The organism is Winogradskyella sp. 266wxhm (genome assembly GCF_058964685.1).
Map to the genome: position 1 here is coordinate 544,481 of NZ_CM179559.1, position 15,183 is coordinate 559,663.

The 15,183-nt window shown below is 32.7% G+C and carries 18 protein-coding genes; 8 read left to right on the plus strand and 10 right to left on the minus strand.

Features of this window, described 5'->3' with window-relative positions; all coding sequences use genetic code 11:
• Positions 1-45 precede the first annotated feature (45 nt).
• Positions 46-609, minus strand: coding sequence for a DUF4331 family protein (locus AC2H4K_RS02570; RefSeq protein ID WP_281138116.1), 564 nt, complete (start codon positions 607-609; stop codon positions 46-48).
• A gap of 20 nt (positions 610-629) precedes the next feature.
• Complete coding sequence (locus tag AC2H4K_RS02575; protein WP_281138118.1) at positions 630-1,286, minus strand: DUF4331 family protein; 657 nt, start codon at positions 1,284-1,286, stop codon at positions 630-632.
• A gap of 147 nt (positions 1,287-1,433) precedes the next feature.
• On the opposite strand from AC2H4K_RS02575, the gene AC2H4K_RS02580 reads away from it, so the two are divergent.
• Complete coding sequence (locus AC2H4K_RS02580) at positions 1,434-2,621, plus strand: LETM1-related biofilm-associated protein (RefSeq protein ID WP_281138120.1); 1,188 nt, start codon at positions 1,434-1,436, stop codon at positions 2,619-2,621.
• Positions 2,622-2,623: 2 nt separating this feature from the next.
• On the opposite strand, the gene AC2H4K_RS02585 is transcribed toward AC2H4K_RS02580, so the two are convergent.
• From AC2H4K_RS02585 to AC2H4K_RS02610, 6 genes are read right to left on the minus strand one after another with little or no spacing between them, the layout of a single operon-like run.
• Positions 2,624-3,379, minus strand: a complete 756-nt coding sequence (locus tag AC2H4K_RS02585; RefSeq protein ID WP_281138121.1) for a LytR/AlgR family response regulator transcription factor — start codon at positions 3,377-3,379, stop codon at positions 2,624-2,626.
• A gap of 30 nt (positions 3,380-3,409) precedes the next feature.
• Entirely contained in the window at positions 3,410-3,736 is a 327-nt protein-coding gene (locus tag AC2H4K_RS02590; protein ID WP_281138122.1) for a 2TM domain-containing protein, read from the minus strand.
• 12 nt (positions 3,737-3,748) lie between these two features.
• Entirely contained in the window at positions 3,749-4,096 is a 348-nt protein-coding gene (locus tag AC2H4K_RS02595; RefSeq protein WP_281138124.1) for a 2TM domain-containing protein, read from the minus strand.
• 11 nt (positions 4,097-4,107) lie between these two features.
• Positions 4,108-4,461 (minus strand): 2TM domain-containing protein, encoded by a 354-nt coding sequence (locus AC2H4K_RS02600; RefSeq protein ID WP_281138126.1) that lies wholly within the window; start codon positions 4,459-4,461, stop codon positions 4,108-4,110.
• On the minus strand, positions 4,439-5,791 hold the full coding sequence (locus AC2H4K_RS02605) for a histidine kinase (protein WP_281138128.1): 1,353 nt from the start codon (positions 5,789-5,791) through the stop codon (positions 4,439-4,441). The genes AC2H4K_RS02600 and AC2H4K_RS02605 overlap by 23 nt, the downstream gene beginning before the upstream one ends.
• A gap of 15 nt (positions 5,792-5,806) precedes the next feature.
• The gene (locus AC2H4K_RS02610; protein WP_281138130.1) at positions 5,807-6,445 is read right to left on the minus strand and encodes a hypothetical protein; all 639 of its coding nucleotides are present in this window, start codon (positions 6,443-6,445) and stop codon (positions 5,807-5,809) included.
• A gap of 474 nt (positions 6,446-6,919) precedes the next feature.
• Here AC2H4K_RS02610 and AC2H4K_RS02615 point away from each other — a divergent pair, with 474 nt between their 5' ends.
• The 4 genes from AC2H4K_RS02615 (at position 6,920) to AC2H4K_RS02630 (ending at position 9,731) form a co-directional block, all read left to right on the plus strand.
• Complete coding sequence (locus AC2H4K_RS02615; protein WP_281138132.1) at positions 6,920-7,195, plus strand: hypothetical protein; 276 nt, start codon at positions 6,920-6,922, stop codon at positions 7,193-7,195.
• A gap of 135 nt (positions 7,196-7,330) precedes the next feature.
• Positions 7,331-7,999: an SLATT domain-containing protein gene (locus AC2H4K_RS02620; protein ID WP_281138134.1), complete on the plus strand. Its 669-nt coding sequence runs from the start codon at positions 7,331-7,333 to the stop codon at positions 7,997-7,999.
• A 118-nt stretch (positions 8,000-8,117) separates the two neighbouring features.
• The gene (locus tag AC2H4K_RS02625; protein ID WP_281138136.1) at positions 8,118-9,068 is read left to right on the plus strand and encodes an alpha/beta hydrolase family protein; all 951 of its coding nucleotides are present in this window, start codon (positions 8,118-8,120) and stop codon (positions 9,066-9,068) included.
• A 132-nt stretch (positions 9,069-9,200) separates the two neighbouring features.
• Positions 9,201-9,731 (plus strand): GNAT family N-acetyltransferase, encoded by a 531-nt coding sequence (locus AC2H4K_RS02630; protein WP_281138138.1) that lies wholly within the window; start codon positions 9,201-9,203, stop codon positions 9,729-9,731.
• A gap of 298 nt (positions 9,732-10,029) precedes the next feature.
• Here AC2H4K_RS02630 and AC2H4K_RS02635 read toward each other — a convergent pair whose 3' ends face one another.
• Positions 10,030-10,449 (minus strand): nucleoside-diphosphate kinase, encoded by a 420-nt coding sequence (locus AC2H4K_RS02635; RefSeq protein ID WP_155089679.1) that lies wholly within the window; start codon positions 10,447-10,449, stop codon positions 10,030-10,032.
• Positions 10,450-10,688: 239 nt separating this feature from the next.
• Between AC2H4K_RS02635 and AC2H4K_RS02640 the strand changes: the two genes are divergently transcribed.
• Genes AC2H4K_RS02640 through AC2H4K_RS02650 form a run of 3 tightly spaced genes read left to right on the plus strand, consistent with a single transcriptional unit; the run spans position 10,689 to position 13,473 of the window.
• Positions 10,689-11,708, plus strand: a complete 1,020-nt coding sequence (locus AC2H4K_RS02640; RefSeq protein WP_281138144.1) for a DHH family phosphoesterase — start codon at positions 10,689-10,691, stop codon at positions 11,706-11,708.
• Between the two features lie 30 nt (positions 11,709-11,738).
• On the plus strand, positions 11,739-12,272 hold the full coding sequence (gene gldI, locus AC2H4K_RS02645) for a gliding motility-associated peptidyl-prolyl isomerase GldI (RefSeq protein WP_281138145.1): 534 nt from the start codon (positions 11,739-11,741) through the stop codon (positions 12,270-12,272).
• Entirely contained in the window at positions 12,265-13,473 is a 1,209-nt protein-coding gene (locus AC2H4K_RS02650; RefSeq protein WP_281138146.1) for a peptidylprolyl isomerase, read from the plus strand. Before gldI ends, AC2H4K_RS02650 begins: the two co-directional genes overlap by 8 nt.
• A gap of 98 nt (positions 13,474-13,571) precedes the next feature.
• Here AC2H4K_RS02650 and AC2H4K_RS02655 read toward each other — a convergent pair whose 3' ends face one another.
• Positions 13,572-15,038 (minus strand): aminoacyl-histidine dipeptidase, encoded by a 1,467-nt coding sequence (locus AC2H4K_RS02655; RefSeq protein WP_281138148.1) that lies wholly within the window; start codon positions 15,036-15,038, stop codon positions 13,572-13,574.
• Positions 15,039-15,183 lie beyond the last annotated feature (145 nt).

The window sequence follows — 15,183 nt, forward strand, 5'->3', positions numbered from 1 at the left end:
AACAAATGTCCCAAATGCTCCACTTCAGAATTGAGATCTAGCAACCTACCATGGCGAAGCTAGATAAGGGAAAGCGGTTGTAAATGCTTTATCGTTGGCATCTACGTTATCATTGGATAAACCTGGGTTTTCGCTAAAATCTTCACCGCCAAAGATTAAAAGCAATTCTACTGTGATGACATCATCAGCTAAAGCTCTACCAGTAAGTACATTTGTACCATCGTAAAATGTTGTTGTTCCGTCTAAAGAAACATTAAGTACATCTGTTGCTAAAAGTCCTGTGAAAGTTGCAGAGTCTAATCCTAAGGCATTTGTATCACCTGGATTTGCATACGCTGGACTCAATGCCTCAAGATTTGTTTGAAACATAGATTGAAAAGCTGCATTCTGTTGTGAAGGTACTGTTGTATTAAAAGCATCTTTCATTCCTGAGGACACAAATACTGTATTCACAGCTGGTCGTCCCATTTGATCTTCTTGTGCATAAGTCCCTGAAAAATCAGGTCCTGTTGGAGCTACATAGCCTCCTTCGTCGTCATTACTACAATTGTAAGCTGTCATTGACACTACAACTGCGATTGCAAAAAGTTTTATAGTATTAAATTTCATGTGTTCTAATTTTTAAGTTCTTATTGTTTTCTTTTAGATTCTACCCAAGTGTTTATCGTACCTGATCCACCAATCATAGATTTTGGTACTTCAACAACTACAGACATCACATTACTTCCTGCAAATGTGTCCATACCCGGATCGTTAAAACTTGTGGCATTACCACCTATAATTTGTCCATACTGTGCAAAATCCATAAAGAAAGGATCATCTCTTGGTCCTGCAAAGGCCATAATTCCACCTGAAGATTCAACAATTGCTGATTGTCCGTAAGGAGTAATATCTACCACGACTTGATTTGAAGAAGTTGAAGCAATTGTGCTATTTAATCCTGTTTGTGAAGGAGCTGTTGGTCCGAAAACATACATTTTCCCATCTCTTGGAGTGGCTTGAATCACTAAGTCTTCAACATTGTCACCATTGGTGTCAATATTAAACTCTATTAATACATTTTCATCAAAAGCTGCATTTTGGGTGTCACTACCAGGACCTAAAAGTCCTTGTACATTAGCTACAAAAGCAATGTTTGAAGTGTTTTCGCCTTGAAAAGCGTAGAAATCTGTAATGTCACTCGTTCCGTTTGTGACTGCAGGAGCATCGATATGATCTGCTGCAATGGCAACAAAAGTAGCTACCACCACGATTGCTGTTGCGAATAATAGTTTTGTTTTTTTCATAATTTTGAGATTTGTTAATTATTTGTGTCTCTGCATTACCTACGCAATTATCATCATAGCAGTTTTGTTAAAATTTTGTTAATGAAATAAATTGATGCTAAATCCACATAAAAAATTAATTTTGCATCATCAAATTGAAAATGGTTTATGAACCCGTCAACAAGCGGTTGGATAGTTAATTTTTGTTCTCAGATTTCTAAGAACCCATTGCCCTATGAAACTTATGAAGACCTCTACGAAGGTTTAAAACAGAATGGTTTTATCTATGGTGTTAATGTTGGTATAACACATGCTATTAAAAAAATTCATAAATATTCTGAAGACGAACTTGCCAAAGTAAATTTAATTACGGCTTTCTATCATGTATACAGGTATCATAACCCTTATTTTACTACTGAGGAATTTATCTCCAAGCTCTTAAAATTCTACACACAACTTGAAGTTTCGGATTTAAACCTTTGGGATAAATTAGTGATAGGAAAGAGTGAAACGTCGATGTTAGAACGACTTATTCACGACCGTATTCAGATTGATGACAACCTATTAACTAGAAATTTTAATAAGTCTATTACCAACTCACTACTCTTTGTAGATGTTCTTACTTTTGAAACACACCTGAGACGTGAGTTTGACATAAAATCTTATGCAGCTAACTTAGAGAGTATCATTATTGGTACACTATACCAATCCTTGAATTCAAAAAGTAAAATTACCGATTACGATAAGGAGATTATTGAAATTATAGAAACCTCAACCTCTTTTGTAGATGATGAAGAGCTCGATGTAGAAGATTTAATCTATGATATTGATTACAACATTAATTATCATGAGAAAAAATATCTTCTGGACTTAATGTGTCTTTCCATTTGGGATGATGAAATACTTGAAAAATCGGAATTTAGATTCCTAAAAAGCTTAGAAAAACGATTAGATTTAGAAGAGCACGAAATTTATAAATCCATTATAGACGTTAATAATTTTCATAAAGAACACCGAAAGGAAATTATGCTTTTTCAGCAATCTAATCCTATCAGTAACTTTTATGAAAACTCATCTCAGCTGGTTAACAAACTCATCCGAAGAAACAGTAAACGCTTAGTAAAAGAGTTGAGACAAAGTAAAGAGTTACTCTCTCTAATTTCGAAATCAACACATTCAGATTTAACCAAAGAAGAGCAAAAACAACTACAAGAACAATTATTGGATATTTTAAAAACCGTACCAAGTTTGGCTATTTTTATGCTACCTGGTGGAGCCATTTTATTACCAATTTTTGCGAAACTTATCCCTAATATGTTACCATCGGCTTTTGATGATAATAGAGTTGAAGATTAAATCTATTCTAACCAGTTTTTAAAATCTTTCACACGCTCGCGTGATACAATAACCTCCTGCTCACTGAAGTGATTCAGTTTTATTTGAAGTCTAGAATTGGTATAACTGATAATATCTTTGATAGCGTTGATGTTAACATAGAATTTACGACTAATCCTGAAAAATACATCTGGTTCTAATTCATCTTCAAGTTGATCTAAGGTGACATCTAGAAGATAATCTCTACCTTCAGAAGTATGTGCATATGTTCCTTTGTTTTCGCTATAAATACATTCTATATCTTCAATATTTATAAGCTTAATATGTTGACCAACTTTTACAGAGAAACGTTTTTTATATTCTCGTTCTATAGGATTGACCAAAAGTTTTTTGATATCGTTAAAATCTAAACTTACCGATTGTTTTTGAGGTGTACGACCTTTAAATTTTTCTACAGCTGTTTTAAGATCATCCTCATCAATTGGTTTTAGTAAATAATCTATACTGTTGAGTTTAAAAGCTTGTAGCGCATACTCATCATAAGCCGTTGTAAAGATTACCGCAGAATTGATTTTTATAGCTTCAAAAATTTCAAACGATAAGCCGTCACTCAACTGTATGTCTAAAAATATTAAATCGGGATGCTCATTCTCCTGAAACCAAGCTATGGATTCTTCCACAGAATGCAACATGGTTTCCGCCTCAATATCCAAAGCTTTTAGCATACGTTGCAATCGTCTTGCTGATGGTTTTTCGTCTTCTATAATGATTACGTTCATTGGTCAGTTATTCTTTTTAATGTATTTAATTTATTCCCAAAAGGTCTGTTCTTCTTGGTGCTTATCCTTTAAATATTCTTCTATCTTTTTCTCTTCCCAGTCTTTATTAAAAATTGGTTTTTTTCTAAAAACTACGATAGCATTTACAATAATGGCAATACTCCACAGCACAATTATTGACACATTTAAACCTGTTATTGGCTTTACATAAGGCCCTTCTTCCATAACGTAAAAGTTCAGTAGAATTAGTGCCATTACAATAAGATATAAGGCTAAATGCCAATAAAATATCTTAATCTGCCTTACTCTTTTCTGAGCTTTTAGAAATAACTCTTTTTCGTCTTGTTTTGGTTGCATATCACTTCTGATTTATTCCCAGCGTTTACGTTCCTTTTCCATGTATTCTTCAATCTTTTTGTTTTCCCAATTACTACCGAAGAAAAAGTTAGGACCAAAAACTCCTAAGAAGTGAAATATTAAACCAATACCCCAAAATGTCGCTGTGGCATAAGGTCCAAAACCTGAAAATCCACTTTCAGAATTTAAGGCAATTAATAAAATTAAAAAGATGTTTACCACAACATAGACTGCCAAATGCCAATAAAACCCAATAATGGCATCTACTTTTTTCTTGGCTCTTAAGTAAGCTTCCTCTTCTCTATAATCTCTGTTAGAATCACTTGATTCTTTATACGGTTCTAAACTATATTTTTCCATTGTGTAATGCTTTAATCTTTATTTAATTCTTCTTTCATATGCTTTTGTATCATACGCTCTTCCCAATCGTCACCTACCAATTTTGGTAAAATAAACACTGAAAACGCATGCAATGCCAAAGCAATGCCCCAAGCCATCCATGTTAGTAATGTAGAAAAACTAAAAATGGCTTCACTAATAGTTTGTCCTGCTTTTACTCCATACATCACTTTTACAATTGTAATAACCGTATTAATGGCAATAAAAACAGCTAAGTGCGAATAAAAGCGTTTTAGTTTTTCAACCTTACGTTGTGCTTTTTGATATTTTAAATCTTTCTCTAAACTTTTCATAACTCCAGTATTAATTCCAACGACTTCTTTCATCCTCTTTGCGCATATATTCTTCAATTTTGCGCTTTTCCCATCCAGCTCCAAAGGCACCATTATCTACAAAAACTCTGTAGGCTTGAAATACTAGACTCAATCCCCAACCAAAGGCCGGAAACCAAAACCATTGTATGGTATGGCTAGAATAGTTGTACCATATAAATACCAAAAATGGTATGACAAACACATAGGATATTAAGCTGTAATAGAAACCTTTTAATTCTTCTACGCGTTTGCGAGCTCTTACATAATCGTCGTTAAGACGTTCTCTTGATTTTTGTGCTGTTCTCATAACTGACACTTGTTTTGTGAGCATCGGAATCGCAACTGCAAAATCCTTCTCTCGTTGATTGATAATAACTTTTCTGTTGGATAATAGGCTATAACGTTGTTTAATGTTTTCTAGACCTACTCCACTACTTTTCTTTACAATTTGTTTTAGTTGAAGATTGTTCATCACTACAAGGTAATTTCCATCTTCATATATTTTAATGTGCAACGGTTTGCTTGAGGTTACCATATTATGTTTCACTGCATTTTCCAACAACAATTGAAGCGACAATGGCACGACTTTACAATCTGGATTTGAAGCTTTTTCAGGCATTTCAAAAATGATACTATCCTCAAAACGCATTTTTAAAAGCGACATATAAGTCTTAGCAAAACTCAGTTCCTCATCAACCGTTACTAATTCTTTATTCTTCTGTTCTAAAACATAACGATATACTTTAGAAAGCGACGTTGTAAACTTTTGTGCTGCATTAGGATTTTCCTCAATTAAGCTCGTTAATACATTAAGACTATTGAACAAAAAATGCGGATCTAACTGATTTTTTAAGGCATCAAACCTAGCACTTGCTGCGCCTGCAATAACTTTTTGTTCTTTTATTTTATTCTTCTGGTAACGATTGTAAAAGTAAATGACATAAAAGATAGAAACGATAGTCAAAGTAATCCAAAGACCGAATGAATAGCCGCTCCAAGTTTCATTAGCGAGGAAGACTTCAAACGCTTGTCCAAAAATGATGACTTCTACAAAAACCCGTAATAAAAATATGGTAACTAAAGTTATTACTGTGCTTCCTAAAATGCCATAAACAATACGTTTTAAAATTTCATAATCTCTAATTTTTCGCTTTTCCAAGAAATCGAAAAACAACGTATTTACATAGTTTAGAACAAAAGTATAGAGTTGATATATGGCAAAGTAAATTAAAAACTCATTGGTACTCTCGTAATGAAATCCACCAGAAAGCAGTGTTCCAATAACAAATACAATACAGCCTAAAAAAAAGGTGATAATGATATTTTTAACTTTCTTGTTCATAATCATTTTTATAATTTATTCTTTACAAGATTTTGTAACTTCTTCAGCACGTTCTCTTCCCCAGTTTGGATGAAAAGCACTCTCTGGCTTAAAGGTATCAAAAAGTTCTAATGATGCTTCTATTTCATCACAATAAGGTGTGGTATCCTTCCCGAAATATTTAGCACTTCCCATCTCCCAGTCAGCTTTACAAAATACGGCTCTTGGGTTTTCTGGCTCTAGCTCTAATGCTTTTTTGTACAGTTCATTTACTTTTCCGCTATACTTCATGCCGTAGGTCATGCCATCAAACACAATCCAGTTGGTATAGATTTGCGCTTGCATAATGATTAACTCTACATTCTCTTCAGAAGACTTTGTTTTTGCGATATCTAAATGTTCTTGCGCTTTACCTAATTGTGCTTTTATTACCGTAGCATCTTTTTCATTCCAACTTTTTAAGCTATTCATTTGTGCTACATAATAATTAGGTAACCATTGGTCTTGTTCTGCTTTGGCAATACGTTCAAACATATTTTCGGCTTCGTCCCATTTACCTTCTTCCCAAAGTTCAAAGGCTTTGGTCATTCCTTTTTCAAAATTGGTCTGCGCTTTTGCTTGATTATTGGTTAACGCTAAAACCAATATAACTGCGATTTTTACTAGTGTGTTCATGATGTCTTGATTGATATTTTATGATTACGGTACAAATATCTTTCACAACTCTAGCTTTTTAAAATAGGAATTACCGAACTGTATGTTTTTAATGACGAATTGTAATTTTTTAAAAATTACTTCTAAATAACAGTAACTTAGAACATCTTTTTACGACTGATGAGACAGTTAGTAATTATGAAACCGTCATTTCGAGTGTTAATACGTCTGTCGTTTTAATGTATGGAGAACTGCTTTTATTACTCTCCATATAATTTTTCATCTTTTCATCTTGAAAAACCACTCGAACTGACGATTTTCAACCAAAAACCAAAAAAACCAACCATAAAAACAATAAAACATAACACTCTAAAAACAAAGCTGGCAACTATAAACAATACTAAAATTATAATTATCTTACTTGTTTGAATGTAAGGTGGGTATAACCGATTTGATGTTTTATTGTTATCTCACCATTAAACTTAAAATGTAATTATGACTGATAACGAAATTTTAAACGAATTAAATAATCCTGAGTTTAGAATAAATATAACTAGACTTATTTGGCGTTCTCATCAATTTAATAGGCTAAACTCTGAGTATTTAAAAGAAATATTGAAACAACAACTTGAATTAAAAGAATTACTCAAAGGGAACAAAGAACATAAAATCGAAAATAATTTGGAATCAAAATTCTCTGAAATAGATTCAAAGATTCGGGCTTATGTCAATAAAGATTTAATTGATGACATGAATTACATTCAAGAATAATTTTAGGTTTCTTAAATATCATTTTCAGCACTAGGAATTATACCAAAACGAAACAAGAATATTTTTGAGTATAAACTACCTTTTGAAACAAAAAGACTCGTAATAAGTTTATTGAAAAATTTTAAAACAAAGTTAATGTCAAAAAAAAATAACCAATTTACTGGACCTAAAAAATACTTAGAAAAAAGTTTCTTAGAGGAGTTGAATTATAAAATATGGTCAACCAAAGCTGCTAGATTTCACGCCGACAAAAGATTAAAAATTAAAGCTAAATTGTCAAATATCAGCTTAGCATTTCTTTCAGCTTACTTGATAATTGCAAGTTTGATCTCTGTTTACAACATTAATACTGGCAATAATGAAGATATAATAAATTACATTATTACTGCATTATCAATTTTAGTTTTAGTTGTCAGCCAATTTGAGAATGCACAAGATTATAAACTAAATGCAAAAATATTTCATGATTGTGGACTTGAATTATCTGTCCTTTATAATGATTTACGTGTATTTAAAACCTTAAAGAAAAAGCCATCGGAATACGAACAATACACTTTCGGAAAGAATCTCTCTGAAAAATATCAAAATGTTTTGAGGAATTACCAAAACCATTCACCAATAGATTATGATATGTTCCAAATTAGCAATATAGATTATTTCGAGAAAATTGCACCTAAAAAAGTAACCCCTAAAAACATAAAAAAAGTTAAACGTAAATATATTTGGCAAGTTTATGGTTGGTATTCAATTATGATTATTACTCCTCCTATATTTATAGCTGGTATAATAATAATTACAAAATAAAATCATGTTTTGTAAAGTAATAATTATTTACTTTCTATTCTAGCCTTATAAAATCACTCTAGAACTTTACCTGAAAAATTAGAAAAGTTTTAGTTTTTTAAAGCAAAAAAACAGCCAAATGAACAAAACACTCAGAATCTTAAAAAAGATAATTTTATATACATTTTCCATTCTTTTATTGCTCTCAGTGGTAGGTTATATTTACCTCTATGTGCTACCAAAAGGCCCTGAAATTACTGCAACCAATAAAATTAATGTAGGTACAGACACTTTTGTTATGCATGCTTATAAAGATAGTGAGCGAAAATCAATCAAAGTGTGGACATACAAACCTAAAAGTTGGAACGACAAAGACAAAATAGTTTTTGTAATGCATGGTGGCGGACGAAATGCAGATGATTATCTAAACGCATGGATTGAATTAGCTGATAAAAATAACCTACTCATTATAGCACCTGAATTCGAGAATAAGTTTTCAAAATATACAACAAACGACTATCAAGAAGGGAATTTATTTACCTTCTTCGGAACTAAAAACCCGAAAAGCGAATGGGCTTACACAGTCATTGAAAACATTTTCGACCACATTAAATCAGTTAATAATATCACCAACGAGCAGTACGATATTTTTGGTCATTCCGCTGGCGGACAATTTGTACATAGAATGGTTATGCTAATGCCAGAGTCTAGAATCGGAACAGCTATTGCCGCAAATTCTGGATTTTACACTTTGCCAAACGAGAATCTTGAATTTCCCTATGGAGTGAAAAACACAGAGACAAATGTACAAAAAGCTTATAAAAAAAGATTGGTTATTCTATTAGGAGAATTAGATAATGATCCAAGTTTAGGAACTTTTAGAACAACAGATTTAGCAATGGAACAAGGAGCTCATAGGTTGGAACGTGGAACAACATTTTTTAATGTGAATAAAGAATTGAAGAACAAAAATAATTGGACATTTAATTGGGAAATAGACACTGTAAAAAACACAGGTCACAACTATAAAAAAATGTCTAAAAGTGCCATTGAGTGGATAAGGACTAGTCCTTATAATGAGTATGAGTAATTACTTGTTATCAGCTAGTTATGAAAGTCTTTTAGCATTTTTATCAAGAAATATAAGAAAATCATAGAAATCAAAATTATTACACATCATAACACATACAATGATACTTAACAAAACAATTTCAATTAATTGATGATTACCTTTGAAAACTATACCATAAGACCTCTAAAGATTGATGACCTTAACCCCTACTTTGATCTTGTAGAAAGAAATCGAAAAAGGTTAGAAGATTTTTTTACAGGAACAGTTTCTAAAACAAGAGATTTAGAAGCTACTAAAAACTTTTTGGTTGAAATCGATAAGAAAAGGAATAAAAAAGAATATTACCCATATTTAGTAGTTGATAATATAACAAACAATTTTGTTGCATTTATAGACCTTAAAAATATAGATTGGTCAATTCCTAAGACAGAAATCGGGTGTTATACAGATGAAAAGCATGCAGGAAAAGGAATAACTACAAAGGCACTTAACTTATTTATAGATTTTTGTTTCGATAATTTCAACTTTAAAAAAATCTATCTTAGAACACACAAATCAAATAAAGCTGCTCAAAATGTAGCTAAAAAATGTGGCTTTGACCTAGAGGGAACTATTAGAATGGATTATATAACAACTGCAGGGGATATAGTTGACTTAATGTACTTTGGTCGTTTGAATTGAAAAAAGCACTTGAGTTTATTAAACAGAAAGTAAGAAAATATCCATTTCACCATAATCATATAATCAATTGATTATATGATATTTAATTAATTTAAAAATTAGAAATTCTATTGAAGGAAGAAAAATAATACGATAAGCTTTAAATAGAAAAGAACTTGTTAAACTATCTATTCACAATAGAAATAAAGCTGCTATTAGTCTTATTGCTTTAATAGATGAATACTTATAGATGGAACTATCTCAAAAAAAAAGACCATCCTAACAGATGGTCTTTTCATATCTAAAATAAATATTTTTTTTAGAACATCTCTCTACCAGAGAAGTGGAAAGCACCTTCAATAGCAGCATTTTCATCACTATCACTTCCGTGTACTGCGTTTTCACCTATTGAAGCAGCATATAACTTACGGATAGTACCTTCAGCAGCATCTGCAGGGTTTGTAGCACCAATTAAAGTTCTAAAGTCTTCAACAGCATTATCTTTCTCTAAGATTGCAGCTACGATTGGTCCACGAGTCATATACTCTACTAACTCGCCAAAAAATGGACGTTCTTTGTGGATACCGTAAAATTCTTCAGCATCTGCAGTTGTCATCTGAGTTAATTTCATTGCTACGATTCTAAAACCTGAAGCTGTAATTTTTTCTAGTATTGCGCCAATGTGTCCTTTTTCAACAGCATCTGGCTTTAACATTGTAAATGTTCTGTTAGTTGCCATGTGTAATTTTTTAATTGGGTGCAAAAGTAATGTATTTCTTTTATTTATCAAGTTCAGGTTTATTAAATTAATGTTACTACACGCTGCCAAACTGAGTACAGGAGAAATGCAACTGAAACAAATAACTCATTAGGCTTCAACTGCACTCAGCCTGACACATAACAATAGAAAAAGAACGATTCTTAATTTCATATTAAAACCATAATTCAGAAAAAGTAAAAATTGTATATTCGTCCACTATGATTACAGCACAAATTCCTGAAATAAAAACACTCTTAAGCACACCAAAAAACTGTGTTATTGTACCTCATAAAAATCCTGATGGTGATGCTATGGGTTCTACTTTAGCGCTATATCATTATCTGAAAATTTATAATCACAACGCTGTTGTTATTGCCCCTAATGATTATCCAGATTTTTTAAAATGGTTACCAGATAATGATTCCGTTTTAATTTTCGATACTAATCAGGAAGCTTGTCAAGCCTTTATTGAAGATGCCGATTTACTTTTCACTTTAGATTTCAATGCTTTTCATAGAGCTGGTGATGGCTTAGGCAATGCTATGGAAACTTCAAAAGGCATTAAACTAATGATAGATCATCACCAACAACCCGATGATTATGCTACATATATGTATTCTGATGTAAGCATGTCATCAACTTGTGAAATGGTTTACAATTTTATAGAAATGCTTGGCGATTTAGATAAAATTGATGCTGAGATTGCAACATGTCTCTACGTTGGAATAATGACAGATACAGGATCTTTTAGATTTCCAGCTACAACGAGTAGAACTCATCAGGTCATTGGTGACCTAATTGAAAAAGGAGCAAACAATTCAGAAATTCACAATAATATATACGATACCAATAGCTATAGTCGTTTACAGTTGCTAGGCAAAGCCATGCAAAACTTAAAAGTAATTCCTGAATTAAAAACAGCTTACATCACTTTATCTCAAGATGAATTGGATGAATACCATTTTAAAAAAGGAGATACAGAAGGTTTTGTTAACTATGCACTGTCTTTAAAAGGCATTGTTTTTGCTGCTATATTTATTGAAAATAAACAAGAAGACATTATTAAAGTCTCATTGCGTAGCAAAGGTGACTTTTCAGTTAATGAATTTTCTCGTGCTCATTTTAATGGTGGTGGACATACCAATGCTGCTGGTGGACGTAGTGAAAGTGATTTAAAAACAACGATTGACAAATTTATTAGTATATTACCGCAGTATAAACAACAATTGTCCCAATAACCCTCAATTGGGTAAATAAAATAGAATAATATGAAACACCTACTCTTTATCATATTTATTGTGGCACTTTGTGTAAGCTGTAAATCTCCTGAGGCGAGAATGCCAGAGATTGTACAATCTGGTTCATTTTTAAAAGAATCTGCTGAGCGTAACAAAAAACTCAACGAGCTAGAGTACAAACAAATTGAAGCTATAATCGAAGATAATCCTGATATAGAATACCTCACTTCTGAAAGTGGCTTTTGGTATTTCTATGAAAATAGGATTGAAGAAGATACTATACAACCTCAATTCGGTGATCTTGTTGATTTTCATTATAACGTCTCCAATATCCAAGGTTCTGAAATTTATACCACGCAAAACAAAACCTATATTATGGACAAAGAAGAACTGTTCACAGGTTTACGCGAGGGTTTAAAATTAATGAAACCAACAGAGAGTGTAACTTTTATTTTTCCATCACAAAAAGCTTTTGGCTACTATGGTGATGATAATAAAATAGGAACGAACATTCCACTAATTTGCGAAGTAACTTTAAACACAATAACCCAAAACAATGATTAAAAAAACTCTTACAGCAATAGTTGTATTATTAGTCTTGGTAAACATTTCTTGCCAAGAGAATCATCCTGATTTAGAAGATGGACTTTATGCCGAAATAGTAACAACCAAAGGTACTATGGTAGCTAAACTCTTTTATGATAAAGTACCTGTAACTGTCGCTAATTTTGTAGCACTTGCTGAAGGCAACCACCCTATGGTTGAAGAAAAATATAAAGATAAACCATTCTATGATGGTCTAACTTTCCACAGAGTAATGGACAACTTTATGATCCAAGGTGGAGATCCTTTAGGAAACGGATCTGGAACACCTGGTTATAGGTTTGCTGCAGATTTTAGCCCTGAACTTAAGCATGATAAGCCAGGCATTTTATCAATGGCAAATGCTGGTGGAATAAATACTAACGGAAGCCAGTTTTTTATTACTGAAGTTCCTTACCCAAGAGGAAATTTCTACGACGAAAACGGAGCTTTAAAACCATGTGACCAACCTGGAGTTAGCTGTCACTCGGTATTTGGTGAACTAGTTAAAGGGCTTGAAATACAAGATTCTATTTCTAATGTAAAAGTGATAAACCCAAGAGCAAGAAATAATAAGCCTGTTGAGGATGTTGTTATCACTAAAGTAAATATTATCAGAAAAGGAAAAGAGGCTAAATTCTTTGATGCACCAAAAGTGTTTTCTGAAGAAATGCCAAAAGTTGAGGATAATTTTAGATCAATTAGAGAAGAAGCTAAAGAAGCTGCTAAAGCTAAAGCCAAAGAAGCTAGAGATGAATGGCTTAAAAAGAATGACTCTTTAGAAGGTCGTAAATTAGAATCTCCAACAGGAATGGCTATGATTTTCACCAAAGAAAGTAATAGTGTAAAACCTAAACCAACAGACCAAGTAAACATTGATTGTGCTGGGTATTTTGAAGATGGTACATTATTTTGGACTACTTGGAAAGAAGTTGCTGAGAAAAATGGCAAATACGATGAACGACAAGATAAAGCTGGGCAATACGCTCCCTTCTCTAAACCTTATAATGAAAGTGCTGGCTTGATAGCTGGTTTTAGAGAAGCGATGTTAAACATGAAAGTGGGTGATAAAGCCAGAGTGTTTATACCTTATTATTTAGGTTATGGAGAAAATGGCAACGGACCAATACCTCCAAAAACCAACTTGGTGTTTGATATTCAACTTACAAGTATTGCTAATTAAGCAAACCAAAATAAAAGATAAAAAGCAGCTATTCATTCTGAGTAGCTGCTTTTTTTTAATCTTATTGTCATGCTGAACTTGTTTCAGCATCTAAAACATTAATCTTTCTTCGGGATGTTTTTCAAAATCTCTAAAACAAAATCCCAATACTTTTGAGCTGAAGAAATCTGAGCACGCTCATCAGGTGAATGTGCTCCTTTAATATTTGGCCCAAAACTAATCATGTCCATTTCTGGATAATTCTGTCCTAAAATCCCACATTCTAAACCTGCATGGCAAGCCGCTACATGAGGCTTTTCGCCATTATTTAAACGCTCGTAAATTGGCACCATTACTTTTAAGATAGCAGAATCCATATTTGGCGCCCAACCAGGATAACTACCCGAAAATTCTACTTCGCAACCTGTTAATTCAAAAGTAGCACGTAATGTATTGGCTAAATCCCATTTAGAACTTTCCACAGAACTACGTGTTAGACAACCTATTTTAATAGCTCCATCTTTTACGATTACTCGTGCAATATTATTAGAGGTTTCAACCAAATCCTTAATATCAGGACTCATTCTATACACACCATTTAAAGCAGCATATAAGGCTCTTGTTAATCCTTCTTGTACTCCTAAGTCCATGATTTTTTCTGGTGTTTCAGATTTAGAAATCTTAATTTCTAAGTCAGGTTCCATAGTTTTAAACTCATGCTTTATTGTATCTGCTAAAGCCTTCATTTCAGTTTCAAAAGCCGCTTCATTAACGGCATCTATAGCGACTATAGCTTTACTTTCTCTTGGAATAGCATTTCGCAAACTACCACCATCAATTTCAGAAATACGTAAACCATAATTTTCAAAACCATCAAATAATAAACGGTTCATTAGTTTATTTGCATTTCCTAATCCTTCATGAATTTGCATACCAGAATGTCCTCCTTGCAAACCTTTAACTTCAATTGTATAACCAATTTTAAACTCAGGAGTTTCCTCTTCGTTATAAGTACGTGTAGCAGTAACATCTACTCCACCAGCGCAACCTACTCCGATTTCATCATCCTCTTCAGTATCTAAATTTAGTAGAATATCACCTTTTAGCAAACCACCTTTTAATCCCATAGCACCTGTCATACCAGTTTCTTCATCTATAGTAAAAAGTGCTTCTAATGCTGGGTGAGCAATACTATCACTTTCTAAAATAGCCATTATGGTTGCTACTCCCAATCCATTATCTGCGCCAAGTGTTGTCCCTTTTGCTTTTACCCAATCCCCTTCAATGAACATATCGATGCCTTGTGTATCAAAATCGAATTGGGTATCGTTATTTTTTTGGTGTACCATATCTAAATGCGATTGCATAACGATTGGCTTTCGGTCTTCCATACCTGCTGTTGCTGGCTTTCGAATGATAACGTTTCCTACCTCATCTACAATAGTTTCTAAACCTAGATTTTCTCCAAAGTCCTTCATAAACTTTATAACGCGCTCCTCTTTTTTTGAAGGTCGAGGTACAGCATTAAGATCTGCAAATTTGTTCCAAAGTACTTTAGGCTCTAAGGCTCTTATTTCTGTGTTCATGTTTGTTTATTTTAGTATTGCAAAATTACAAAATGACTTGCTGAATGACGTATCATTTGCTAGTTGATTCTTTTCTTAATCAAGAATTAAAATTTTCATAAATGGATTCTTACAAAATAAAGTAATGACAAGTTTTTTCTATTTT